The sequence below is a fragment of the Staphylococcus epidermidis genome, assembly GCF_006742205.1.
Classification (GTDB): domain Bacteria; phylum Bacillota; class Bacilli; order Staphylococcales; family Staphylococcaceae; genus Staphylococcus; species Staphylococcus epidermidis.
On the sequence record NZ_AP019721.1, the window covers coordinates 1,251,791 to 1,276,955 of the forward strand.

Sequence of the window (25,165 nt, forward strand, 5' to 3'; positions counted from 1 at the left end):
TTGTTGTAATAACATGTGTTTATTTACTTTTCAACCCGCGGTTCCACCCAAATTAGTGTAAACACTCGCTTTTATAAAAATTTAATCATATGCCAAAATATATTTGTTAAGCTCACACCATCCTTAACTCGCTTATTAATAATTCTAATTGAAATAATTTTTAATAGCAAGTGTTTATATGTATTTGTAGCAATTGAAAATAAAAGTTATAATGAGTAAGTATTAAAAAGGGGTGAAGACCTATAGAATTAAGTCAAAGACAAGAACAAATAATAGAGATTGTTAAATCGGAAGGACCTATCACGGGCGAGCATATAGCTGAAAAAATCAATTTAACTCGTGCTACATTACGTCCTGACTTGGCTATACTCACGATGTCTGGTTTTATAGAGGCACGTCCTCGAGTAGGTTATTTCTATTCTGGTAAATCTAAAAATAAAATCATAAACGAAAAATTACGAAAATATGTTGTAAAAGATTATATGTCGCATCCTGTTGTCATAAAAGAAAACATGACTGTTTATGATGCTATATGTACCATCTTTTTAGAAGATGTCAGTACATTATTTATTACAAATGAGAATAACGATTTTGTAGGAGTATGTTCTAGGAAAGACTTACTTCGTGCCTCAATGATTGGTGAGGACATACATACAATGCCTATCAGTGTAAATATGACTAGAATGCCTCATGTTTCATATTTAAAAGAACAGGAACTCGTTATTTATGCTGCAAATCAAATGATTGATAAAGAGATAGATTCATTACCAATTGTTAGACCTAAAGAAAACGACAAATTTGAAGTAATAGGTCGCATCTCTAAAACAACAATCACTAAATTATTCGTTTCATTATTTAAAGAATAGGTGGTAAGTACATGGATAATATAAAGATAATTGTTGCCTCTGATTCAATTGGTGAAACTGCGGAACTCGTTGCAAGAGCAGGCGTTTCACAATTCAACCCTAAACAATGTAAGCATGAATTCCTTCGATATCCATATATCGAATCATTTGAAAATGTTGATGAAGTGATTCAGGTTGCTAAAGATACGAATGCAATCATTGTTTATACATTAATAAAACCCGAAATTAAAAAGTATATGATATCAAAAGTCAATGAACATGCATTGAAATCTGTTGACATCATGGGTCCACTAATGGAATTGTTATCGAATTCTATTGAAGAAACACCTTATTATGAACCAGGAATGGTTCACCGATTGGACGATGCTTATTTTAAAAAGATTGATGCAATCGAATTTGCTGTTAAATACGATGACGGAAAAGATCCTAAAGGATTGCCGAAAGCAGATATTGTGTTACTTGGCATTTCAAGAACATCAAAAACACCTTTATCTCAATATTTAGCACATAAAAGCTATAAAGTAATGAATATTCCAATAGTACCTGAAGTGACTCCACCAGACGGTTTATTTAATGTTGATCCATCAAAATGTATTGCGTTAAAAATTAGTGAAGAAAAATTAAATCGTATACGTAAAGAGAGATTAAAACAATTAGGATTAGGTGACAAAGCTAGATATGCAACTGAAGCAAGAATTCAGGAAGAATTAGATTACTTTGAAAAGTTAGTCGATAAGATTGGTTGTCCTGTTATTGACGTTTCAGATAAAGCCATTGAAGAAACAGCAAATGATATTATTCATTTTATCGAACAAAATAAATCGAAATGATTTCTTTTCCAATAAATTGAAGGTATAATAATAGAACTTTAATAAGATTGCTACCATAGAAATAAATGTATTTTATAGGTGGTATTTAATGTTTGAAATATATTCCTTCATTCTTTTAGCAACCACATAAAAATAAACAATTAGCAATTATGAATATTGATAGGTGATGTCTTTTGCGTATAGATCAATCCGTCATTGATGAAATAAAAAATAAAACTGATATATTAGATTTAGTTAGTGAATATGTAAAACTTGAAAAAAGAGGACGCAATTATATCGGTTTGTGTCCTTTTCATGATGAAAAAACACCCTCATTTACAGTTTCAGAAGATAAACAAATTTGTCATTGTTTTGGATGTAAAAAAGGTGGTAATGTTTTTCAATTTACGCAAGAAATTAAAGACGTATCATTTGTTGAAGCTGTAAAGGACTTGGGTGAACGAGTTAATATTCAAGTTGATATCGGGCAGAACCAAACAAATTCCTCGACAAAAATTGCGTCTGATGAGTTGAAAATGATTGAGATGCATGAACTCATTAAAGATTATTATCATTATGCTTTAATGAAAACAGTTGAAGGTGAGGAAGCCCTAAATTATTTACATGAACGCGGCTTTACGGATGACCTTATTAAAGAAAGAGAAATTGGATATGCACCTGATAACTCACATTTTTGTCATGATTTTCTTGAAAAAAAAGGATATGATATAGAACTAGCATTTGAAGCGGGTTTGTTATCTCGTAATGAAGAGAATTTCACATATTTTGATAGATTTAGAAATAGAATTATGTTTCCATTAAAGAATGGACAAGGACGAATTGTTGGGTATTCAGGACGGACATATACTGATCAAGAACCAAAATATTTAAATAGTCCAGAAACACCTATTTTCCAGAAGCGTAGAATTTTATATAATTTAAATAAAGCACGTAAATTTATTCGAAAGCAAGATGAAATTATTTTATTAGAAGGTTTCATGGATGTAATTAAATCAGATTATGCTGGTTTAAAACAAGTTGTCGCTAGTATGGGTACACAGTTATCACAAGAACATATTACTTTTTTACAAAAACTAACGCAAAATGTAACATTAATGTTTGATGGTGATTATGCTGGTAAAGAAGCTACTCTAAAAACTGGACAAGCACTGTTGAATCAAGGCTTAAATGTGTATGTGGTTCAACTACCTTCAGGTATGGATCCTGATGACTATATTAGAAAATATGATAACGAACAATTCTTAAAATTTGTTCAACAAGACAAACAATCATTTGTGCTATTTAAAGTTAAAATGTATCAAAATGAGATTAATCATAATGATCTTGCATACGAAAAACATTTTAAAGAAACTGTGCGAGACCTTTCTTTAGTCAATTCAGGTATCATTCGTAATAAACTTATTCAAAACATAGCTGATATATTTAAAGTTAATCCAGAAACCATTCAATATGAGTTAGATGCAACTTATCAACATCAGATGTCGTCGAACACTTATCCCACTTTTCAAGATGAGCCAAGCAAACAACAATTAATACTCGGTCGTCTGACTAAAAATGAGAAAGCAGAAAGAGCTTTAATTAAGCATTTAACGAAAGATAAAGATACTTTTTTGAATTATTATCAAAAAATTGTGCCAGAAGACTTTACAAATAGCTATTTAAAGCGTATATTTAGTTATTTGTACGACTATTATTCAAAAAATGATTATTATACAATTAGCGATATGATGCAATATATTGAATCTAATGAATTGAGAGAAGTTCTTATTGAATTAGATCAATATCATCTAAATGATGAACCTTATGAAAACGAAATAGAGGACTATATTCAAATTATTAAAAATAATAATAACGAAGATTCCTTAGAAAGTTTGAATTATAAATTAAGGGAAGCATCGCGTATTGGAGATTCAGAATTACAAAAATATTATTTGCAACTTATCGTTAACAAAAATAAAAATCGAATGTAAAAGCAATATTTAAAAGGATTTAATTTAAAATTCAAGAGTAGTTAATCGAATATGGTTACTTTAATTATTTATCGGGTAAATTTGTTATATCAGAACTTCAAAAGTGTATATTTATTCAATTGAACACCGCTTATTTAAGGTAATATCACTTGATTTTCACTTACTCAGTGTAATCTAGTGATTATTTAGAATATACAAATCATATTAAATTGATATAATATATAATTATTAATAGATTATCAGTATTTACTAAAATCGGGAGGCCTTTTCATGTCTGACAACCAAGTTAAAATTAAAAAGCAAACAATTGATCCGACTTTAACACTAGAAGATGTTAAAAAACAATTAATTGATAAAGGAAAAAAAGAAGGTCATTTAAGTCACGAAGAAATCGCTGAAAAACTGCAAAATTTTGAAATGGACTCAGATCAAATGGATGATTTCTTCGACCAATTGAATGACAATGACATTACACTTGTTAATGAAAAAGATAGTTCTGACACGGATGATAAAATCAATCCTAATGATTTGAGTGCCCCTCCTGGTGTCAAAATCAATGACCCAGTGCGTATGTATTTAAAGGAAATTGGTAGAGTTAATCTTTTAAGTGCTCAAGAAGAAATTGAGCTTGCAAAAAGAATTGAACAAGGTGATGAAATTGCTAAATCACGATTAGCTGAAGCAAACTTGCGTTTAGTTGTTAGTATTGCTAAACGATATGTTGGTCGTGGAATGTTATTCTTAGATTTGATTCAAGAAGGTAATATGGGCTTAATTAAAGCTGTGGAAAAGTTTGATTTTAGCAAAGGATTTAAATTTTCAACATATGCCACTTGGTGGATTAGACAAGCTATTACACGAGCAATTGCTGACCAAGCACGTACAATTCGAATACCAGTACACATGGTAGAAACGATTAATAAATTGATTCGTGTTCAACGTCAATTATTGCAAGATTTAGGAAGAGATCCAGCTCCTGAAGAAATTGGAGAAGAAATGGATTTACCACCAGAAAAAGTCAGAGAGATTTTAAAAATTGCACAAGAACCCGTTTCATTAGAGACGCCAATTGGTGAAGAAGATGATAGTCATTTAGGAGATTTCATTGAGGACCAAGAAGCTCAAAGTCCATCTGACCATGCAGCATACGAATTGTTAAAAGAACAATTAGAAGATGTTTTAGATACACTTACTGACAGAGAAGAAAATGTTTTACGTTTACGTTTTGGTTTAGATGATGGACGAACAAGAACACTAGAAGAAGTTGGAAAAGTATTCGGTGTAACACGTGAAAGAATTCGTCAGATTGAAGCAAAAGCTTTAAGAAAACTAAGACATCCTAGTCGAAGTAAACGTCTTAAAGATTTCATGGATTAAATTAAAGGAATAAGACATTGGCGTTTGAATTATTAATTAATAGTAATGTCGTTTAACTAAATCATCACACTAAAGAAGGGTGGGATAGTGAATTCAAATTTCTTATTACTGAATTCTATCCTACTCTTTTTTAATACATATAAGGAGTTTAAAAATGATTAACCTTAACCAAAGATTATCAATTGTATGCTCATTTATTAAAAGAGGAACATTGGCTGATATTGGCTCAGACCACGCATATCTACCTATATATGCAATTCAAAACGACTTATGCACAAAAGCAATAGCGGGAGAAGTGATTCAAGGACCTTATAAGGCTGCTAAAAGAAATATTGCAAATTATGAATTAAATCAACAGGTTGATGTACGTCTAGGCGATGGTCTAAGCGTTATAAACTCAGAAGACCAAATTGATAATATAACTGTTTGTGGTATGGGAGGGCCATTAATTGCAAAAATATTAAACGATGGAAAAGATAAATTAGTTAACCATCCAAGACTCATACTACAAAGCAACATACAAACTCAAGCATTAAGACAAACTCTTAATAAACTTTCATATGAAATCGTTGATGAAAGAATCATTGAGGAAAAGGGTCACATATATGAAATCGTGGTAGCTGAGTTTAATAATAACTTAGTTAAATTAAATATATTACAAGAAAAATTCGGACCATTTTTACTTAGAGAATGTAATAACATTTTTCAAAAAAAATGGCAAAGAGAGTTAGAAGCACTGCGTGATATAAAATCCCAATTGAATTCAACATCACATCATGAGAGACTAAAAGAAATAGAAGATGAAATTAACTTAATACAAGAGGTGTTAATTAATGAAAATTAGTGAACTGATGGAAGTTTTAAATAATCACGTTCCATTTCATCAAGCTGAATCATGGGATAATGTAGGATTATTAATTGGTAATGATAAGTTAGATATTACAGGTATTCTGACAACACTCGACTGCACCGATGATGTTGTTAACCAAGCAATTGAACTTAATACCAATACCATCATTGCTCATCATCCACTTATTTTCAAAGGAGTAAAACGTATCGTTGAAGATGGATATGGTAGTATAATTCGTAAACTTATCCAAAATAATATCAATCTTATAGCATTACACACTAATCTTGATGTAAATCCTAAAGGTGTCAATCGAATGTTAGCGGATCAAATAGGTTTAGAGAACATATCAATGATTAATACAAATAGCTCATATTATTACAAAGTTCAAACTTTTATACCTAAAAATTATATTGAAGATTTCAAAGACAGTTTAAACGAACTTGGATTAGCTAAAGAAGGTAATTACGAATATTGTTTCTTTGAAAGTGAAGGTAAAGGGCAATTTAAACCAGTAGGTGATGCAAGTCCTTATATAGGGAAGTTAGATAGTATCGAATATGTTGATGAAATAAAACTTGAGTTTATGATAAAAGACAATGAATTAGAAATAACTAAACGTGCTATTTTAGATAATCACCCATACGAAACACCAGTTTTTGATTTTATTAAAATGAACAAAGAAAGTGAGTATGGATTAGGGATTATTGGACAATTAAACCAAACTATGACTTTAGATGAATTTTCTGAATATGCCAAAAAACAGCTCAATATACCGAGCGTACGATATACAGGTCAACATGATAGTCCAATTAAGAAAGTAGCTATCATAGGTGGTTCAGGTATAGGATTTGAGTATAAAGCTAGCCAACTTGGAGCAGATGTTTTTGTTACTGGTGATATTAAACACCATGATGCTTTAGATGCTAAAATCCAAAATGTAAATTTATTAGACATCAATCATTATAGTGAGTATGTTATGAAAGAAGGATTAAAAGAATTATTAGAAAAATGGTTATTTAAATATGAAAATCAATTTCCAATATATGCTTCTGAAATCAACACAGATCCATTTAAATATAAATAAATGTTATTGATAAACATTTAAAGGAGAACAAATTATGTCAAAACATCCATTTGAACACTTTAATTTAGATGAGAATTTAATTGAAGCTGTTAAAAATCTCAATTTTGAAAAACCGACTGAAATCCAAAATAGAATCATACCGAGAATTCTTAAAGGAACAAATTTAATAGGACAATCTCAAACTGGAACTGGAAAGTCACACGCTTTTCTTTTACCATTAATTCAACTTATAGAAAGTGACATTCAAGAGCCACAAGCCATCGTAGTAGCTCCAACACGTGAACTTGCTCAGCAACTATATCAAGTTGCTATGCATTTAGTAAAATTCAAAAAAGGTATAAATGTAAAACTTTTCATTGGTGGTACCGATTTAGAAAAAGATAAACAACGATGTAGCCATCAACCACAACTCATTATTGGTACACCAACAAGAATTAATGATTTAGCACATTCAGGTTATCTTCATGCACATTTAGCGTCATATTTAATTATAGATGAAGCTGATTTAATGATTGACCTCGGTCTCATTGAAGATGTTGACCATATTGCAGCGAGATTAGATGATGAAAATGCTCATCTAGCGGTATTTAGTGCAACAATACCTAAATCATTACAACCATTTTTAAATAAATATTTAAGTCAACCAGAATTTGTAGAAGTTGATGGCAAAGCTCATAATAAAGAAAATATCGAATTTTATCTAATTCCTACAAAAGGTTCTGCTAAGGTAGATAAAACATTGGAATTGATAGATATATTGAATCCTTATCTATGTATTATTTTCTGTAACAGTCGTGAAAATGCCGATGAATTGGCAGACACTTTAAATAAAGAAGGAATTAAAATAGGTATGATTCATGGTGGTTTAACACCAAGAGAACGTAAACAACAAATGAAAAGAATAAGAAATTTAGATTTTCAATTTGTCATTGCAAGCGATCTTGCTTCTAGAGGAATAGATATTGAAGGCGTAAGTCATGTTATTAATTTCGATGTACCCAATGATATCGATTTCTTCACACATCGCGTAGGTCGAACAGGAAGAGGTAATTATAAAGGTGTAGCCATTACATTATATAGTCCTGATGAAGAAAGTAATATTACTCTTATTGAAGACAGAGGTTATAAATTTGAAAATGTAGATATTAAGAATGGTGAATTAAAACCGATAAAGGCATACAATATGCGTAAATCAAGACAGCGCAAAGATGACCATTTAACAAATGAAGTTAAACACAAAGTAAGAAGTAAATCAAAACGTAAAGTTAAACCAGGCTATAAAAAGAAGTTTAAACAAGAAGTTGAAAAAATGAAACGTCAAGAAAGAAAGCAGTATAGTAAAAAGCAAAATAGACAAAAACGAAAAAATAATAAAGGATAGGTGAAATGAATGTTAATAGGATCACATGTTTCAATGAGTGGCAAAAAAATGCTGCAAGGGTCAGCAGAAGAAGCACATAAATATGGTGAATCTACATTTATGATTTATACAGGTGCGCCTCAAAATACAAGACGTAAAAATATTGAAGATTTAAATATCGAAAAAGGCCAGCAGGCAATGAAAACATATGGCTTATCAAATATCGTTGTACATGCACCATATATCATTAACATTGCAAATACAACCAAACCTGAAGTATTTAATTTAGGAGTCGACTTTCTACAAAAAGAAATCGAAAGAACTCAAGCGCTCGGAGCGAAAGATATTGTACTGCATCCTGGAGCGCATGTCGGAGCAGGTGTAGATAAAGGAATTCAAAAAATTATTGAAGGACTTAATGAAGTACTCACACATGATAATGATGTAAGAATAGCACTTGAAACTATGGCGGGTAAAGGAACAGAAGTAGGGAGATCTTTTGAAGAAATTGCTCAAATAATTGATGGTGTTACACATAATGATCGCTTATCAGTATGTTTTGATACGTGCCACACTCATGATGCCGGTTATAACGTCAAAGAAGATTTCGATGGTGTACTAGAAAAATTCGACAGCATAATTGGAGTAGATCGAATTAAAGTAGTACATGTTAATGACAGTAAAAACCTAAGAGGTGCTCAGAAGGATCGTCACGAAAATATCGGCTTTGGTCATATTGGCTTTGATGCACTTAATTACGTAGTACATCATGATACTTTTAAAAATATTCCCAAAATATTAGAAACTCCATATGTTGGTGAAGATAAAAAAAATAAAAAACCACCGTATAAATTAGAAATAGACATGTTAAAATCACAAAAATTTGATCCAGAACTCAAAAACAAAATTTTAACTCAATAAAATATTTATAAAATTAAGCCATTCATCGTCTTTTCATTCAGTGAATGGCTTAATTATTTCATCATGTTAAATAAAAATAACATCGTTTTAATTGCGACTATAAAGTCACTAGACTAATTATAGAACAAGCAAAACTATATGTAATTTAAAATAGTCGTAAACATTACTATTTACATAAAAATTAATAAGTTGTATAGTTATATGCGAGGTGAAAACCATGACAACACCAGTTTTTGAATTACGAAATTTAGATTATTATTTCGATAATAAGCATGTATTAGAGAACATAAATATCAAAATTAATCAGGGAGAATTTTTAGCAATTGTTGGTCCGAACGGGGCAGGCAAATCTACTTTACTAAAAGTTATACTAGGGCTATTGCCTATACAAAAGGGCGAGATAATTGTTGATGGAAAACCATTTAAAGGTAATAAATCTTCATTGAAAATTAGCTATGTTTCTCAAAAAGCTTCTGCCTTCAATGCAGGTTTCCCAGCTAGTGTAAAGGAAGTTGTTTTAAGTGGTCTGACTAAAACAAAAAAATTATTTCAAAGATTTAATAAAAATGACTATCAAAAAGTCACAAAGGTATTAGAGAGATTAAATATATCTCATTTAATAAATAAAAATATAGCTGAACTATCTGGTGGTCAACAACAACGTGTACTTATTGCTAGAGCACTTATTTCAGACCCAAGTGTGCTAGTGTTAGATGAACCTACAAACGGAATTGATGCAAAACATGTAAGCAAATTTTACGATACACTTGATAAATTAAAAAAACAGGGGATTACAATAATTTTAGTCACTCACGATATTGGCGTTGTAGCAGATACCGCTACTGAAGTAGCATGTTTAAATAAACATCTTCATTTCCACGGTTCCACAGAAGCATTTAAGTCTTTAGATGAAGTTGAAATTTCAAAAATTTATGGTCATCCTATTCAATTTGTTGATCATCAACACAACCGAACATGTTGTAATGAGGGAAATGAATAAATTTATATTAGAAACAAAGAGGAAGTGTAACTTTTGATAGATGCGTTATTAAATTTTGATTTTATTAGATATTCTTTGATTAGCGGTCTGCTTATTGGCTTTATCGCACCATTAATAGGTGCATTTATTGTAGTTCGGAGACTATCTTTAATTGCTGACGCTTTAAGCCACGTGACATTAGGTGGTATTTCCTTTGGTATGTTTTTGCTTACCATTATTCCAGTTTTCTCAGTAATAAACCCTATGTGGTTTGGTATTCTTTTTGCTGTTATTGGAGCGTTATTAATTGAAAAATTAAGGACTTCGTTTTCTAATTATCAAGAAATTGCAATTCCTATTATAATGAGCGCTGGTATTGCTCTAAGTGCTATTTTTATTTCTCTAGCAGATGGTTTTAATCAAGAAATCGTAGGCCTACTATTTGGATCAATTAGTGCAGTAAATATTAGTGATTTAACTACAATTATTATCATTACAATAATTGTTCTCATATTTATTGTTTTATTTTATAAAGAATTGTTTATTTTATCATTTGACGAAGAATATAGTAAGGTCATAGGTATACCAAAGTGGATTCAATTTTTATTTATAGTAATTGTTGCTATGGTAATATCTGCATCAATGAGAGTTGTAGGTATATTATTAGTAAGCGCGTTAATAACTCTTCCTATAGCAATTTCAATGAGAATAACTAAAGGATTTAAACAATTAATAGCATTAAGTGTTATATTAGGAGAATTATCTGTAATTCTAGGATTAATTATAGCTTTTTATATGAATATATCACCTGGTGGCGTCATTGTTGTACTATTGGTATTAATGCTCATACTAACGATGATTATTCAGAAGTTAAAAATTAAGTTTAAAAAGGGAGTCGTTTAAGAATGAATACAAATGATGCAATTAAAGTTTTAAAGGAAAACGGACTTAAATATACTGATAAACGTAAAGATATGCTAGATATCTTTGTTAAAGAGGATAAATATTTAAATGCTAAACATATTCAACAACAAATGGATAAAGACTATCCTGGAATATCATTTGATACTGTATACAGAAATCTTCATTTATTTAAAGATTTAGGCATTATAGAGAGTACCGAATTAGATGGAGAAATGAAATTCAGAATCGCATGCACAAATCATCACCATCATCATTTTATTTGCGAAAATTGCGGAGAAACTAAAGTGATTGATTTTTGTCCAATAGAAAAGATTAAAAGTCAATTACCCAATGTAAATATTCATACTCATAAATTAGAAGTGTATGGTATTTGTGAAGAATGTCAACGTAAAGCAAACTAAAATATCATTCGGATTATAATACTGGCACATTTCATCATTTAAATTTAAGATTTTCAATCATCGAATTTTAAATATTTAATTCTTAGCATAAAGTGAATACTCATGATTAGTAGGAAAAGAACCTAGTGACAATAACTGAGGTTCTTTTTATTAATTATAGGCCATTGGTCGTATTTATTAAAATTTATGCATTTTTATGTTTAATCTTCACAAATTTGAGATATATTTATAGTATATCAATTAGTAGGTTTAGAAAAATATTAACAAGATTCACATTAACAATTTTGTTTAATTGTCGTGTGAGTCGGGAAAATAATTTAATAATTAAAACTTTTTTGAAAGCATATTCTTTGTTGCTTATAAATCTACTTGTTATGATATAGTTATAGACAATTTAGGAGGATGATTATTTATGGCTTTTGAATTACCAAATTTACCTTATGCATATGATGCATTAGAACCACACATCGACAAACAAACTATGGAAATTCATCATGACAAACATCATAACACATATGTTACAAAATTAAATTCAGCAGTTGAAGGGACAGATTTAGAAGCTAAATCAATCGAAGAAATTGTTGCTAATTTAGATAGTGTGCCATCTAATATTCAAACAGCTGTTCGTAATAATGGCGGTGGTCACCTTAACCATTCATTGTTCTGGGAACTATTATCACCAAATTCTGAAGAAAAAGGTGAAGTAGTAGATAAAATTAAAGAACAATGGGGTTCTTTAGATGAATTTAAAAAAGAATTTGCAGATAAAGCTGCAGCACGCTTTGGTTCAGGATGGGCTTGGTTAGTTGTAAACAATGGACAATTAGAAATTGTTACAACACCAAATCAAGATAATCCAATTACTGAAGGAAAAACACCAATTTTAGGTTTAGATGTTTGGGAGCATGCTTATTATCTTAAATATCAAAATAAACGCCCAGATTATATCAATGCATTCTGGAATGTTGTTAACTGGGAAAAAGTTAATGAATTATATAATGCAACTAAATAATCAATATTAAATAACTTTAGAACATAAAAATTCTAAAAATCAGTTTGAACAATACCTTATATTTATTGTCATAGCCCTTAGATGATTTGCATCTAAGGGCTAATTACATATATAACTATATACTATCTACAACACGTGAGAAATGAGATTCATTACTTAATATCCATTTTTATTAAAATCTAAATGAACATAAAAGTATATACATTTAGTTTGAATTACAATACTGATGAAACCGATGTAAAAATTTTTGTTATTGATTATTGTTTAAAAGTATATTTATAAATTTGACTATCAATTGATAAAGGAATTTTTCTGCGCTTCTTTTTTGTTAAAATGATAGAAAAATAATCTAATATCATATATCATTTGTATGAGAGACTTTGAATAGAGGTAGGTTGTTTTGCTAAAAAGATTAAAAGAAAAATCAAATGATGAAAAAATGAGAAACACCATGAATAAAAGAATCAATTTCATATTTGGATTTATAGTATTTATCTTTGCTATAGTCGTATTGAGATTAGGTTATTTACAAATAGCACAAGGATCTCATTACAAACAATTAATCAAAAACGATGAAAACATAACTGTTAATGAATCAGTACCAAGAGGCCGAATACTAGATAGAAATGGCAAAGTACTAGTTGATAATGCTTCAAAGATGTCTATTACATACACTAGAAACCGTAAAACATCACAAAAGGAAATGTTAAATACTGCTAAGAAACTGACAGATTTAATTAAAATGGATACAGATAAAATTACTGAGAGAGATAAAAAGGATTTTTGGATTCAAATGTATCCGTCATCTGCTAAAAAGTTAATGAGAAAAGAACAATTAATGTTAGAGGATGGCAGTATTTCACAAGACCAATTTGATACCCAACTTAGAGATAAAATAGGAAAAAAACAATTAAAACAGTTAACTAAAAAAGATTTGCAAGTTTTAGCAATTTATCGGGAAATGAACGCTGGGTCAACTCTAGATCCTCAAACAATTAAAAATGAAGACGTAAGCGAGAAAGAATATGCAGCCGTATCACAACAGCTTTCTAAATTACCTGGTGTAAATACTACAATGGATTGGGATAGAAAATACCCATACGGTGATACTTTAAGAGGCATATTTGGAGATGTGTCGACTTCGACTGAAGGTATACCTAAAGAATTAACTGAACAATATTTATCAAAAGGTTATTCACGAAATGATCGGGTCGGTAAATCTTATCTTGAATATCAATACGAAGATGTTCTTAAAGGCACGAAGAAACAAATGAAATATACAACTGATAAATCTGGAAGAGTAATAAGTTCAGAAGTACTTAATCCTGGCTCAAGAGGTCATGATTTACAATTAACTATAGATATTGATTTACAGAAAAAAGTAGAATCTTTATTAGAAAAACAAATTTCTAAATTACGTAGTCAAGGTGCTAAGGATATGGACAATGCGTTAATGGTTGTCCAAAATCCTAAAAATGGAGACATTCTCGCTATTGCAGGAAAGCAAATTGATAAGCAAGGTAAACTCAAAGATTATGATATCGGCAACTTTACAGCTCAATACACAGTAGGTTCTTCAGTAAAAGGAGGAACATTATTAGCTGGATACCAAAATAAAGCTATTAATGTTGGAGAAACTATGGTAGATGAGCCATTAAAATTCCAAGGTGGTTTAACTAAGCGTTCTTATTTTAATAAAAATGGTCATGTATCTATCGATGATAAACAAGCACTTATGCATTCATCAAACGTATACATGTTTAAAACCGCACTTAAATTAGCAGGTGACCCCTATACTTCAGGTATGTCATTACCTAATAATATAGCAGATGCTGGTCGTAAATTGCGTAAAGGGTTAAATCAAGTAGGTCTTGGCTTAAAAACAGGTATTGACTTACCGAACGAAACGCCAGGCCAAATAGAACCCTTAACTAATAATCCTGGTAACTATTTAGACTTAGCTATTGGACAATACGACACATATACACCACTTCAGTTGTCCCAATACGTATCAACTATTGCTAATGATGGCTATAGAATTCAACCACATATTGGATTGTCTATTTATGAATCTACTAATAAAGATGAAACTGGTCCATTAAAACGTAAAATTAAGGGTAATGTTTTAAATAAGGTAAATAACTCAAATGACGAAATTAAAGAAGTTCAAGAAGGCTTCAAAATGGCTTTCAATGAAAAGCAAGGTACAGGTTATGCTAGTTTTAGAAATACTGTAGTACCTTCAGCTGGTAAAACAGGAACTGCTGAAGTTTTTCAAGACGGAGAACCTAGAGTTAACTCAACATATATCGGTTATGCACCCGTCGATGATCCTAAATTATCTTTTTCAATTGTCTATACAAATCAACCTGTTCCACCACCTTGGTTAAATGGTGGAGATTTAGGTAGAGACGTAATCAACTACTATTTTAAAGATAAGGATAATAAAAAAGATGACTCTCAATCTAATAACGAAGAGAAAGAAGATTAATTTAAATTGTCAACTCAACTAATCACGAAATTATACTTTGCAATTAGTTAAGTAATTGGTATAATAAAAAAGTCGTATTTTGAAAAGGTAAGGAGGAGAAACTCATGCGCGTAAACGTTACATTAGCTTGTACAGAATGTGGAGATAGAAACTATATCTCAACAAAAAACAAAAGAAATAATCCTGAACGTGTAGAAATGAAAAAATATTGTTCACGTGATAACAAACATACTTTACATCGTGAAACTAAATAATAAATTTTTTAAAATTTGTACATGACAATATAAAATCGATTTAATCCCTTTAAAGTAACCACTTATAAAAGTGAAAACTTTGAAGGGATTTTTCATTTACTTTTTTTATCATTAAATACCAACTTAATGACATTAGTAACTATAAACGTTATAATGTTAAGTGAACGAAATGGGTGAATAAAATGGATAAAAAAGGACTACGTAGAAATATAATTAAAAAGATGAAATCTTACGACAAAGAACAAAAATATTTGGCTGATGAATGGTTGGCTAAGAAATTATATCAAAGTGAAGCTTATCGCAAAGCTAACACAATTGGTTTTGTTTTATCGATGCCTCATGAAGTTAATACATATCCAATTATTACTCATTCGCTAAACAATAATAAGAAAATTTTTGTTCCTGAAACAAATTATCAACAGCAAGACATGACTTTTAAGCAACTATTATCAATTGAGGATATCGAGAAAGATAGCAAAGGTATTTATCATTCTATTTCCCCAGTCGGTACAACGAATAAAATGGACTTAGTTGTAGTACCGGGGGTTGCATTTGACAAATTGGGCTATCGAATAGGATATGGTGGTGGTTATTATGACCGATTCCTGAGCCAACATAAATGTAATACAGTTAGTTTACTATACGATTTTCAGTTAGCCCAATTCAATATAGAACCACACGATCAACCTGTAGAGCAATTAATTATTTATCACAATAAAGTGGTGGAGGAATAAATGAATATTAATAAACTTTATTGGAAGGCTTTATACTACTGGATTAGGTATCTTAATTATAATGTAATTTATCGTGATAAAGAGGACGATGAAATATGGTTGTCTCATAAGAGAAAACATTCAATTGTTGTATTTAGAAAAGATGTCACATCTACCCAAGAGATTAGGTTTGATAAATCAAAAATTATGGAACGACCTGAAGAAATACAACAATTCATCGGTTATATACCTGAATCTTATGAATTTTATTATTTTACGGATAAAGAGCTTTCAAAAGAAAATTTAAATGAAGAAAAACCAATTAAACTGAAATTTAAAATTATAAGCAATGAGCAAAGCTTAAATTCACTCCCTATAAACTTTTTACTTTTAAAAATGCTAATTAATAATGAAGATAAAAGGACTTACCTTCATTACAAAAGAAAAGTTTTAACACAAAATCTTGTTGATAAACATATGCAACGTTTTACCCCTATTACATATACACTTATCTTAATTAATATTGTGATATGGTTATGTATGATTTTATACTTAAATCGATTTTCTGATGTTAAACTATTAGAAGTAGGTGGACTTGTTCATTTTAATGTTGTTCACGGAGAATGGTATAGACTTATTTCGTCAATGTTTTTACATTTTAATTTCGAACACATTTTAATGAATATGCTCTCTCTATTTATTTTTGGTAAAATTGTCGAATCAATCATTGGATCATGGCGAATGCTAATAATTTATATAATATCCGGATTATATGGAAATTTTGTTTCTCTATCATTTAATACGACTACAATTTCAGTCGGTGCTAGTGGAGCAATATTTGGTCTAATTGGTTCTATTTTTGTGATTATGTATTTAAGCAAGAATTTTAATAAAAAAATGATTGGCCAGTTATTAATTGCTTTGGTTGTTTTAATCGTTTTTTCACTTTTTATGTCTAATATTAATATAATGGCACATTTAGGTGGATTTATCAGTGGTGTATTAATTACATTAATAGGCTATTATTTCAAAACACAACGCTCTTTATTTTGGTCATTTTTGATTGTATTTTTACTTATATTCATCATTTTACAAATTAGAATATTTACTATAAGTGAGGATAATATCTATGATAAATTAATTCGGGATGAAATGATTAAAGGTAATTATAGCGAAGCAAAAAATGTTGTAAAACAAACACTTAATAATAATTACGCCGATGATGAAACATATTACCTTAGTGGTTTGATTACTGCAACTAAGAGTTCGCAAGCAGAGGCCGTATCAGAATGGGAAAGAGGTTTAAGAAAATTTCCAAATTCAGGTGTACTTAATTATGAATTAGCTATAGCTAATCGTTCTTTAAGTGATGATAAAAAGGCTTTAAAATATATAAAAAAAGCTGTAGCAATTAATCCTAATAATAAAAAATATGTTAATTTAAAAAAAGAGTTGAGTAAATCTAATGACACGAAAAATTAAAAGTTTTTATGACGTGTTACAATTACTTAAAACATATGGTTTCATTATATATTTTAAAAATCCAGATGATATGTATGAAATGATGATACAAGAGATTAAATCCTTATATAGTTATCAATTGTTAACGAAGGATGAATATCTAAATTGTATACTGATAATTAATCAAAGAAGGAATGAAAAGTAATGACAGATATTATTTTAGCTGCTGATATAGGCGGAACAACTTGTAAATTGGGGATATTTGACAAGGATTTAGAACAATTGCATAAATGGTCTATTGATACTGATACAAGTGACCACACTGGTGAGTTACTTTTAAAAAACATTTATAATTCTTTTACTGAAAAGATTGCAGAATATAAATATGATTTTAACAATGTAGTTGGAGTCGGTATTGGTGTTCCTGGGCCTGTTGATTTTGATACTGGAGTTGTATACGGAGCTGTTAATTTACATTGGCCCGATAGTGTCAATGTAAGAGAAATTTTCAAACAATATGTTAATTGTCCAGTTTATGTTGATAATGATGCTAATGTTGCTGCTTTGGGAGAAAAACATAAAGGTGCCGGCGAAGGTGCTGATGATGTAGTAGCCATTACTTTAGGTACCGGCCTAGGTGGAGGTATAATTTCTAATGGAGAAATTGTACATGGACACAATGGGTCTGGCGCTGAGATTGGACATTTAAGAGCTGATTTTGATCAACGTTTTCAATGCAATTGTGGTAAATCAGGTTGTATAGAAACAGTTGCTTCTGCTACTGGTGTAGTAAATTTAGTTAATTTCTATTATCCTAAATTAACGTTTAAATCATCAATTTTACAACTTATTAAAGATAACCAAGTAACTGCAAAAGCTGTATTTGATGCGGCTAAAGCTGGCGATCAATTCTGTATATTTATAACTGAAAAAGTGGCAAATTATATCGGTTATTTATGCAGTATCATTAGCGTTACTAGTAATCCAAAATATATTGTTCTAGGAGGGGGCATGTCTACAGCGGGACTTATCCTTATAGAAAATATTAAAACTGAATACCGTAATTTAACTTTTACTCCAGCTCAAAATAATACTGAGATAGTACAAGCTAAGTTAGGGAATGACGCTGGTATTACTGGTGCAGCTGGGCTTATCAAAACATATATCATAGATAAAGAGGGTGCTAAATAATGGCAATTGTTGATGTAGTAGTTATTCCAGTAGGAACAGAGGGACCTAGTGTAAGTAAATATATAGCTGAAATCCAAACAAAGTTAAATGAATTTAAACAACAAGGGAAAATTGATTATCAATTGACACCAATGAATACATTAATCGAAGGTGATTTGAAAGACCTTTTTGAGGTGATTCAAGCGATTCATGAATTACCTTTTGATAAAGGGTTAGATAGGGTTTGTACAAATATTAGAATTGATGATCGTCGAGATAAATCAAGAAAAATGAATGATAAATTAAAATCAGTACAAAAACATCTAGACCATAGTGGTGAATTATAATGCGAATTTCAAATTTAACATTAGGAATAGTTGATACTAATACGTATTTCATTGAGAATGAAGAAAATGTAATATTAATCGATCCCTCAAGTGAAAGTCAAAAAATAATAAAAAAATTAAATCAAATCAATAAACCTTTAAAAGCAATTTTATTAACACATGCACACTATGATCATATCGGAGCATTAGATAATATTATTGAAAAATATCAGGTTCCAGTTTATATGAGTAAAGATGAGTTTGATTTTTTAACTGATCCAGATAAAAATGGCTCATCTAAATTTACACAATATGGTTTATCTAAAATAGAAAGTCACGCAAATCCCTTAAGTTTATCAGAAGGTCCTGCAGAGATTGAAGGATTTAAATTTAAAGTATTACATACGCCAGGTCATTCGCCAGGTAGTCTTAGTTTTGTTTTTAATGACTTTGCTGTTGTTGGCGATACTCTGTTCAAAAATGGTATCGGTCGTACAGACCTTTATAAGGGAGATTATGAAACATTAATTGATTCAATAAAAGATAAATTATTTGAATTAGAGGGTGATATGCCACTTTTCCCTGGACATGGGCCTTACACTACAGTTGACGATGAGCAACTCAATCCGTTTATAAATGGTTAAATATTATAGAGTAAAAAAATCACCTCCTACGTTTATATATGTAGGAGGTGATTTTTTTGAAAATTTTATTTGAACAGATTATCAATCATGCAATTAAGCAAGAAGCAAGTGACATACACTTTATACCATGTGAGGAACACACTATAATTAAGCTAAGAATTAAAGATGAGCTCACAATATATGATAGACTTTCATTTCCAATTTATAAAAAATTACTTATATACATGAAGTTTCAATCTGGCTTAGATGTATCAACACAGCATAGAGCACAAAGTGGTAGATATAGTTATAAGATGAAGCATTTATATTATTTAAGAATCTCTACATTACCTTTATCATTAGGCAATGAAAGTTGTGTAATTCGTATAGTACCTCAATACTTCCAAACTACACGAGAATCATATGAATTTAAAGATTTTAAACACTTTATGAAAAAGAAACAAGGTCTACTTTTGTTTAGTGGACCAACTGGCTCTGGCAAAAGTACTTTAATGTACCAAATGGTCCTTTATGCACATCAAAAATTGAATTTAAATGTAATATCAGTTGAAGATCCAGTTGAGCAAATACTTAATGGAATCACACAAATATCAGTCAATGAAAAGGCAGGTATAAATTATGAAAGCTCTTTCAAAGCCATTTTAAGGTGTGATCCAGATGTAATTTTAATTGGTGAAATCAGAGATTCTACCGTAGCTAAATACGTGATTCAAGCCAGTTTAAGCGGGCATTTAGTTTTGTCGACAATGCACGCGAATGATTGCAAGGGAGCACTATTACGATTATTAGAAATGGGTATTTCTGTCCAAGAGTTGTGCCAGGCAATCAATTTAATTTCTAATCAAAGATTAATCACTACTACTACAAATTATCGTCAACTAGTATCGGAATTAATGTTTCAAAGCCAAATAAATTATTTTTTTGAACATAATCATTCTTTACCTAAAAATTTCACAAAATTAGCTACACATTTAAACAAAATGTCTAAAGAAGGTGTTATATGTGAAGAAGTTGTCGATAAATACATTTAAATATAAGAGGAATAAATATCTTACTGAAATACAATCAATAGACTTACTACAGAGATTACAACAGCTTTTAAGTCACGGATTCACTTTATATCAAAGTTTTAAATTTTTAAACTCCTATTTTAAATATAAAGAGCGAACAATAAATAAAAAGATTATCCAACATCTACAAAACGGTGCTACATGTTATGATATTTTAAAAATAATAGGGTATCCAGAATTAGTTCTTCTTCAAATAAAATTTGCTGAAAACTACGGCAACATTGAGGAGGCTCTCGTTGATACTGTTCAATATATGAAAAGAAATCTGAAAGCTAAAAAACGACTCATCAAAACCTTACAATATCCTGTTGCATTAATTTCTATCTTCTTATTCATATTAACCATTTTAAATATAACTGTCATACCTCAATTTCAACAACTTTATGAGACTATGAATGTTAAATTATCAACATTTCAAAATCTACTAACTCTTATTATTACCCGTCTTCCCAAACTAACTTTCATTTTTATCTTTATTAGTGGTATAGCATTTTTTATCACTTATAAATTCTACTATTATCTACCAATTGAGAAAAAGTTAAAATCTATTTTAAAAATCCCAATGATTAATACGTATTATAAAATATATAGAACTTATCAACTTTCCAATCAACTTTCTTTATTTTACAGAAATGGTACAAGTCTTCAACAAATTGTCCGTATATATCGTAATGAGCAAGATAACGATTTTCTTAAATTTCTGGGTGATTATCTTTTTAAAGAAGCTAATAAAGGGCTCCCGTTACCTGTTATATTAATGAATTTAAAATGTTTTCAAAATGATTTGATTAAATTCATAGAACAAGGAGAGAAAAATGGGAAATTAGATATAGAATTAAAGTTATACAGTCAAATGCTATTACAGCAATTTGAAGAAAAAGTGTTAAAACAAACAAAATTTATACAACCTATCATCTTCTTTATCTTGGGAATTTTTATTGTATCTTTATACTTAGTCATTATGCTTCCTATGTTTGAACTTATGCAAACAATAAAATAATTTGAGGAGTGACATCAATGAAAACATTGAAATTATTGAAAAAAACACGAGCATTTACCTTGATAGAAATGCTTTTAGTATTACTAATAATAAGTTTATTGTTAATACTTATAATTCCAAATATTGCAAAACAAACATCTCATATTCAGTCAACTGGATGTGATGCTCAAGTTAAAATGGTAAACAGTCAAATAGAAGCCTACGCTTTAAAACATAATCGCAACCCTTCTAATATTGATGATTTGGTTTCAGATGGTTTTATAAAAGAAGGACAAAAAACATGTAAATCCGGTCAGACAATTAGTATTGCAAATGGAGAAGCAGTTGCCAATTAAAAACATTAAAGCATTTAGTTTAGTCGAGATGATTTTTACTTTATTTATTATCAGTTGCTTGTTGATAACAACTTTATGGTCACGAAGCCTGTTCGACATTCAGCTAATTGATGAAGAATATGAAATTAAACAATTAATAACAAAATTTAATTACTATAAATCTAAAGCTATTAGCAACAACGAATCAATAACTTTATTATTTTTTAATAATTCAAATAGAGTACAAGTAATTGAAGAAAATGGAGATAAATATAGTTTTAAACTTAATAAAGGCAAAGTGATTAATATAGCTAAAATTCAAACATTAAATTTTGATAAAAATGGAAATATAAATCATTTTGGATCGCTCATTTTACAATATAATTCACATGCTTATAGATTAATCTTCCATATTGAAAAGGGGCGTTTGAGATTTGTCAAAATATAAATTTAAAGGGTCTTTAATTATTGATGCATTGCTAGCCTTTTTTATAGTTAGTACAATAACAATGATTTTAATACCTATGTTTTCAAACTTAAACAATCAGTATCTTATCAATTTAAATAATATAAAAATCAAGCAAATCATGATAACTAGCCTTCAACACTATAAAAAGAAAGAACTTTATCAAGGGGTTGTAATAGAAAATTATGAAATACAATTATTCAATAATAAAATATGTGGGGAGGATAAAGCATTTAATACGCGAACATGTATTTCAATTTAATATAAAAGCATTTACTTACATCGAAGCATTATTTGCTTTATTTGTGACTACTTTAATTCTCGCTTTATTACCTACTATACTTAAATTGACTTCGTTTTATCTTAATACTGCTCAAAATAACGAAGATATTCAATTTGAATTTTTTAGAAGAGATTTACTTAAAGAGAAAATGACGACTCAAAACAATTATGAGATAGAAAATGCATATACAATTAAACTTAAGAAAGATAAAGATGTTATTAGATATATTTATAAAAACCGTAAAATTTACAAAAACATTAATCAAAAAGGTAATATTACATTGTTAAATCACGTCTTGTCTACTCGTATATTAAAAACGAACGATAATATAGTAAAATTATTAATAACAACAGGAGAAACGAACGATGAACACAAAGAAATCCTGTTTATATAGCCGAAAAGCGTTCATTAGTTTATATTTAATAGTAATTTTTTCAATTTATTTATCAATTATATCTTTTTATATCTCTCAATATAGTTTAAAATTAAAGACAATACATAACTTAGATGTTTACTACAATAAAGTTATCGTTAATAAGTTAAAAGAGGTAGATTAATTTGAAGAGTATTCAAGTGCCTATTATTTTAGTTGGTTTCATGGGAACTGGTAAAACTACTGTTGGAAAATATCTTTCAGATTTATATAATTTAAGTTATGTGGATTTAGATAATTTTATTGAAGTAAATGAATGTAAATCTATACCTAATATATTTAATGATATCGGAGAAAAAGGATTTAGATCATTGGAGACTAGATACCTAAAATCTTGTCTCAATACTTTCGATATTATTTCAACTGGAGGAGGTATTATAGAAGATACGAATTCATTAAAGCTCTTAAAAAATCAAAAGCATGTAGTTTGGCTAGACTGTGACATTGAAATCATTTTCAAACGAGTTAAAAATGATTCACATAGACCCAATGCTAAAAGTAAAAATCTTAACCAACTTGATGCCTTGTATTCTTCAAGACTTTCAAGATATAATGAAATCGCATTCATGAAAGTTGATAGTGCACAGAGTGTTTCTGAAATTTGCACTTTAATTAAAACAAAATTATTAAGCGATTGATCAGTATTAGAGAGAATAGAGATCAAAACTTGAATCATTATAAGTTAAACGTTTTTAGTCTATTACAATTTTGACTCTCTATCGCCGAAGGTGCAAGTGAAATAACGAAACTCTCAGGCAAAAGGATAATACTGTAACGCATTCCTGAAATGTGTATTAAAACAGGGTAGCTTTATGCTATCCTGTTTTTTAAAAATTATTAATTGGGGGTACACGTATGACAACAGATTTGAAAAAAACACCTTTATATCAAAATTACGTTGATAGTGGTGCTAAAATTGTTGAGTTCGGAGGATGGGCAATGCCTGTTCAATTCTCAAGTATCAAAGAAGAACATAATGCAGTTAGATATAATGTTGGTCTTTTTGATGTAAGTCATATGGGAGAGATAGAAATTAGTGGTAAAGATGCAGAACAATTCATACAATACATCCTTTCTAATGATACAAATCTTCTAACAAATGATAAAGCAATGTATAGTGCGTTATGTAATGATGAGGGGGGCATCATTGATGATTTAGTTACATATAAACTTAATGAAAACCACTACTTGCTTATTGTAAATGCAGCCAATACCAATAAAGATTATCAATGGATTAAGAAACATAGCTCTAATTTTACTGTAGATGTGAGCAATACTTCAGACAAATACGGCCAATTAGCTATTCAAGGTCCTCATTCAAGAGCATTAATAAATGAATTAGTGGATATAGATGTAAGCCATATGGCAATGTTTGAATTCAAACAGAACGTACAAATCTTTGGTAAATCTATTATTCTTTCGCAGTCTGGTTATACTGGAGAAGATGGCTTTGAAATTTACTGTAAGCAAGAAGATACTAAGGATATATGGGAGCAATTATTAGAATACGATGTTACACCATGCGGTTTAGGTGCTCGTGATACGCTAAGACTTGAAGCAGGATTACCTTTACATGGTCAAGATTTATCTGAATCAATTACTCCTTATGAAGGAGGGATAGCCTTCGCTGCTAAACCGTTAATTGAAAATCATTTTATTGGCAAATCCGTACTCAAAGCTCAAAAAGAAAATGGTTCCGAGCGTAGAACAGTAGGTCTTGAACTATTAGGTAAAGGCATTGCTAGAACAGGTTATGACGTACTAGATGAAAATAGTAATGAAATTGGTTTCGTTACATCAGGAACACAATCCCCATCTTCTGGTAAATCTATAGCACTTGCAATAATAGATAGAGATGCATTTGAAATGGGCAAAAAAGTAATTGTGCAAATACGTAAGCGTCAAGTTGAGGCAAAAATAGTTAAAAAAAATCAAATTGAGAAATAAATATAAAGGGGTGTAAATA

The 25,165-nt window shown here is 29.8% G+C and carries 27 protein-coding genes, 1 pseudogene and 1 riboswitch; all 28 genes and pseudogenes read left to right on the plus strand.

All coding sequences use genetic code 11. From position 1 onward, the window contains the following. Positions 1–242 precede the first annotated feature (242 nt). The 28 genes and pseudogenes from FNL83_RS06230 to gcvT all read left to right on the plus strand — a co-directional run bounded on the left by FNL83_RS06230 (position 243) and on the right by gcvT (position 25,146). Entirely contained in the window at positions 243–866 is a 624-nt protein-coding gene (locus FNL83_RS06230; RefSeq protein WP_010959185.1) for a transcriptional regulator CcpN, read from the plus strand. 11 nt (positions 867–877) lie between these two features. Beyond that, positions 878–1,696, plus strand: coding sequence for a pyruvate, water dikinase regulatory protein (locus FNL83_RS06235; RefSeq protein WP_001831146.1), 819 nt, complete (start codon positions 878–880; stop codon positions 1,694–1,696). A 173-nt stretch (positions 1,697–1,869) separates the two neighbouring features. Next, the gene (gene dnaG, locus FNL83_RS06240; RefSeq protein WP_001831005.1) at positions 1,870–3,666 is read left to right on the plus strand and encodes a DNA primase; all 1,797 of its coding nucleotides are present in this window, start codon (positions 1,870–1,872) and stop codon (positions 3,664–3,666) included. A 270-nt stretch (positions 3,667–3,936) separates the two neighbouring features. Then, positions 3,937–5,043, plus strand: a complete 1,107-nt coding sequence (gene rpoD / locus FNL83_RS06245) for an RNA polymerase sigma factor RpoD (protein ID WP_002440071.1) — start codon at positions 3,937–3,939, stop codon at positions 5,041–5,043. Positions 5,044–5,197: 154 nt separating this feature from the next. After that, positions 5,198–5,887, plus strand: coding sequence for a tRNA (adenine(22)-N(1))-methyltransferase (locus tag FNL83_RS06250; RefSeq protein WP_001831175.1), 690 nt, complete (start codon positions 5,198–5,200; stop codon positions 5,885–5,887). Further along, entirely contained in the window at positions 5,877–6,977 is a 1,101-nt protein-coding gene (locus FNL83_RS06255; RefSeq protein ID WP_001831093.1) for a Nif3-like dinuclear metal center hexameric protein, read from the plus strand. Before FNL83_RS06250 ends, FNL83_RS06255 begins: the two co-directional genes overlap by 11 nt. Before the next feature lie 34 nt (positions 6,978–7,011). Next, entirely contained in the window at positions 7,012–8,358 is a 1,347-nt protein-coding gene (locus FNL83_RS06260) for a DEAD/DEAH box helicase (RefSeq protein WP_001832762.1), read from the plus strand. Positions 8,359–8,367: 9 nt separating this feature from the next. Further along, positions 8,368–9,258: a deoxyribonuclease IV gene (locus FNL83_RS06265; protein ID WP_002456488.1), complete on the plus strand. Its 891-nt coding sequence runs from the start codon at positions 8,368–8,370 to the stop codon at positions 9,256–9,258. A 201-nt stretch (positions 9,259–9,459) separates the two neighbouring features. Next, a pseudogene (locus FNL83_RS06270) lies at positions 9,460–10,258 on the plus strand (metal ABC transporter ATP-binding protein). Positions 10,259–10,291: 33 nt separating this feature from the next. Beyond that, a complete protein-coding gene (locus FNL83_RS06275) occupies positions 10,292–11,140 on the plus strand; it encodes a metal ABC transporter permease (RefSeq protein ID WP_001831102.1) in 849 nt (282 codons plus the stop codon). A 2-nt stretch (positions 11,141–11,142) separates the two neighbouring features. Then, positions 11,143–11,562 carry a Fur family transcriptional regulator gene (locus FNL83_RS06280; protein ID WP_001831164.1) on the plus strand — a complete coding sequence of 140 codons (420 nt, stop codon included), beginning with the start codon at positions 11,143–11,145 and terminating at the stop codon, positions 11,560–11,562. Positions 11,563–11,974: 412 nt separating this feature from the next. Next, complete coding sequence (locus FNL83_RS06285) at positions 11,975–12,574, plus strand: superoxide dismutase (RefSeq protein WP_001831217.1); 600 nt, start codon at positions 11,975–11,977, stop codon at positions 12,572–12,574. A 400-nt stretch (positions 12,575–12,974) separates the two neighbouring features. After that, on the plus strand, positions 12,975–15,065 hold the full coding sequence (locus FNL83_RS06295) for a peptidoglycan D,D-transpeptidase FtsI family protein (RefSeq protein WP_002456490.1): 2,091 nt from the start codon (positions 12,975–12,977) through the stop codon (positions 15,063–15,065). Positions 15,066–15,169: 104 nt separating this feature from the next. After that, positions 15,170–15,319, plus strand: a complete 150-nt coding sequence (gene rpmG / locus FNL83_RS06300) for a 50S ribosomal protein L33 (RefSeq protein WP_001830957.1) — start codon at positions 15,170–15,172, stop codon at positions 15,317–15,319. A 182-nt stretch (positions 15,320–15,501) separates the two neighbouring features. Further along, a complete protein-coding gene (locus tag FNL83_RS06305) occupies positions 15,502–16,053 on the plus strand; it encodes a 5-formyltetrahydrofolate cyclo-ligase (protein ID WP_001831001.1) in 552 nt (183 codons plus the stop codon). Beyond that, positions 16,054–17,514 carry a rhomboid family protein gene (locus tag FNL83_RS06310; protein ID WP_001832757.1) on the plus strand — a complete coding sequence of 487 codons (1,461 nt, stop codon included), beginning with the start codon at positions 16,054–16,056 and terminating at the stop codon, positions 17,512–17,514. Continuing rightward, complete coding sequence (locus tag FNL83_RS06315; RefSeq protein WP_001831138.1) at positions 17,498–17,698, plus strand: YqgQ family protein; 201 nt, start codon at positions 17,498–17,500, stop codon at positions 17,696–17,698. Before FNL83_RS06310 ends, FNL83_RS06315 begins: the two co-directional genes overlap by 17 nt. After that, complete coding sequence (locus FNL83_RS06320; protein WP_001831113.1) at positions 17,698–18,684, plus strand: ROK family glucokinase; 987 nt, start codon at positions 17,698–17,700, stop codon at positions 18,682–18,684. The genes FNL83_RS06315 and FNL83_RS06320 overlap by 1 nt, the downstream gene beginning before the upstream one ends. Next, positions 18,684–19,010, plus strand: a complete 327-nt coding sequence (locus tag FNL83_RS06325; protein WP_001831234.1) for an MTH1187 family thiamine-binding protein — start codon at positions 18,684–18,686, stop codon at positions 19,008–19,010. Before FNL83_RS06320 ends, FNL83_RS06325 begins: the two co-directional genes overlap by 1 nt. Further along, positions 19,010–19,633: an MBL fold metallo-hydrolase gene (locus tag FNL83_RS06330; protein ID WP_001831016.1), complete on the plus strand. Its 624-nt coding sequence runs from the start codon at positions 19,010–19,012 to the stop codon at positions 19,631–19,633. The genes FNL83_RS06325 and FNL83_RS06330 overlap by 1 nt, the downstream gene beginning before the upstream one ends. Positions 19,634–19,689: 56 nt before the next feature. Beyond that, the gene (gene comGA, locus FNL83_RS06335) at positions 19,690–20,664 is read left to right on the plus strand and encodes a competence type IV pilus ATPase ComGA (RefSeq protein ID WP_001831109.1); all 975 of its coding nucleotides are present in this window, start codon (positions 19,690–19,692) and stop codon (positions 20,662–20,664) included. Continuing rightward, entirely contained in the window at positions 20,636–21,703 is a 1,068-nt protein-coding gene (comGB, locus tag FNL83_RS06340) for a competence type IV pilus assembly protein ComGB (RefSeq protein WP_001831131.1), read from the plus strand. The genes comGA and comGB overlap by 29 nt, the downstream gene beginning before the upstream one ends. Positions 21,704–21,720: 17 nt before the next feature. Beyond that, positions 21,721–22,038, plus strand: a complete 318-nt coding sequence (gene comGC / locus FNL83_RS06345) for a competence type IV pilus major pilin ComGC (RefSeq protein ID WP_001831271.1) — start codon at positions 21,721–21,723, stop codon at positions 22,036–22,038. Further along, on the plus strand, positions 22,028–22,465 hold the full coding sequence (gene comGD / locus FNL83_RS06350) for a competence type IV pilus minor pilin ComGD (protein ID WP_001831025.1): 438 nt from the start codon (positions 22,028–22,030) through the stop codon (positions 22,463–22,465). Before comGC ends, comGD begins: the two co-directional genes overlap by 11 nt. Then, on the plus strand, positions 22,452–22,745 hold the full coding sequence (locus FNL83_RS06355; RefSeq protein WP_001831116.1) for a hypothetical protein: 294 nt from the start codon (positions 22,452–22,454) through the stop codon (positions 22,743–22,745). Before comGD ends, FNL83_RS06355 begins: the two co-directional genes overlap by 14 nt. Further along, complete coding sequence (locus tag FNL83_RS06360) at positions 22,669–23,160, plus strand: competence type IV pilus minor pilin ComGF (protein ID WP_002440043.1); 492 nt, start codon at positions 22,669–22,671, stop codon at positions 23,158–23,160. Before FNL83_RS06355 ends, FNL83_RS06360 begins: the two co-directional genes overlap by 77 nt. Before the next feature lie 164 nt (positions 23,161–23,324). Continuing rightward, positions 23,325–23,837 (plus strand): shikimate kinase, encoded by a 513-nt coding sequence (locus FNL83_RS06370; RefSeq protein WP_002440040.1) that lies wholly within the window; start codon positions 23,325–23,327, stop codon positions 23,835–23,837. Beyond that, a riboswitch (glycine riboswitch) is annotated at positions 23,834–23,976 on the plus strand. It overlaps the preceding gene by 4 nt. Before the next feature lie 78 nt (positions 23,977–24,054). Then, positions 24,055–25,146: a glycine cleavage system aminomethyltransferase GcvT gene (gcvT, locus tag FNL83_RS06375; protein ID WP_001831107.1), complete on the plus strand. Its 1,092-nt coding sequence runs from the start codon at positions 24,055–24,057 to the stop codon at positions 25,144–25,146. Positions 25,147–25,165: the final 19 nt, after the last annotated feature.

Excerpts from the sequence above, each read along its gene's own strand:
- rpmG (WP_001830957.1), top strand. The coding sequence starts at position 15,170 with ATGCGCGTAAACGTTACATTAGCTTGTACAGAATGTGGAGATAGAAAC.
- comGC (WP_001831271.1), top strand. The coding sequence starts at position 21,721 with ATGAAAACATTGAAATTATTGAAAAAAACACGAGCATTTACCTTGATA.
- FNL83_RS06235 (WP_001831146.1), top strand. The coding sequence starts at position 878 with ATGGATAATATAAAGATAATTGTTGCCTCTGATTCAATTGGTGAAACT.
- FNL83_RS06320 (WP_001831113.1), top strand. The coding sequence starts at position 17,698 with ATGACAGATATTATTTTAGCTGCTGATATAGGCGGAACAACTTGTAAA.
- FNL83_RS06330 (WP_001831016.1), top strand. The coding sequence starts at position 19,010 with ATGCGAATTTCAAATTTAACATTAGGAATAGTTGATACTAATACGTAT.
- FNL83_RS06325 (WP_001831234.1), top strand. The coding sequence starts at position 18,684 with ATGGCAATTGTTGATGTAGTAGTTATTCCAGTAGGAACAGAGGGACCT.
- FNL83_RS06250 (WP_001831175.1), top strand. The coding sequence starts at position 5,198 with ATGATTAACCTTAACCAAAGATTATCAATTGTATGCTCATTTATTAAA.
- FNL83_RS06310 (WP_001832757.1), top strand. The coding sequence starts at position 16,054 with ATGAATATTAATAAACTTTATTGGAAGGCTTTATACTACTGGATTAGG.
- FNL83_RS06265 (WP_002456488.1), top strand. The coding sequence starts at position 8,368 with ATGTTAATAGGATCACATGTTTCAATGAGTGGCAAAAAAATGCTGCAA.
- gcvT (WP_001831107.1), top strand. The coding sequence starts at position 24,055 with ATGACAACAGATTTGAAAAAAACACCTTTATATCAAAATTACGTTGAT.
- FNL83_RS06285 (WP_001831217.1), top strand. The coding sequence starts at position 11,975 with ATGGCTTTTGAATTACCAAATTTACCTTATGCATATGATGCATTAGAA.
- FNL83_RS06260 (WP_001832762.1), top strand. The coding sequence starts at position 7,012 with ATGTCAAAACATCCATTTGAACACTTTAATTTAGATGAGAATTTAATT.
- FNL83_RS06305 (WP_001831001.1), top strand. The coding sequence starts at position 15,502 with ATGGATAAAAAAGGACTACGTAGAAATATAATTAAAAAGATGAAATCT.
- rpoD (WP_002440071.1), top strand. The coding sequence starts at position 3,937 with ATGTCTGACAACCAAGTTAAAATTAAAAAGCAAACAATTGATCCGACT.
- FNL83_RS06315 (WP_001831138.1), top strand. The coding sequence starts at position 17,498 with ATGACACGAAAAATTAAAAGTTTTTATGACGTGTTACAATTACTTAAA.
- FNL83_RS06255 (WP_001831093.1), top strand. The coding sequence starts at position 5,877 with ATGAAAATTAGTGAACTGATGGAAGTTTTAAATAATCACGTTCCATTT.
- FNL83_RS06360 (WP_002440043.1), top strand. The coding sequence starts at position 22,669 with ATGAAATACAATTATTCAATAATAAAATATGTGGGGAGGATAAAGCAT.
- FNL83_RS06280 (WP_001831164.1), top strand. The coding sequence starts at position 11,143 with ATGAATACAAATGATGCAATTAAAGTTTTAAAGGAAAACGGACTTAAA.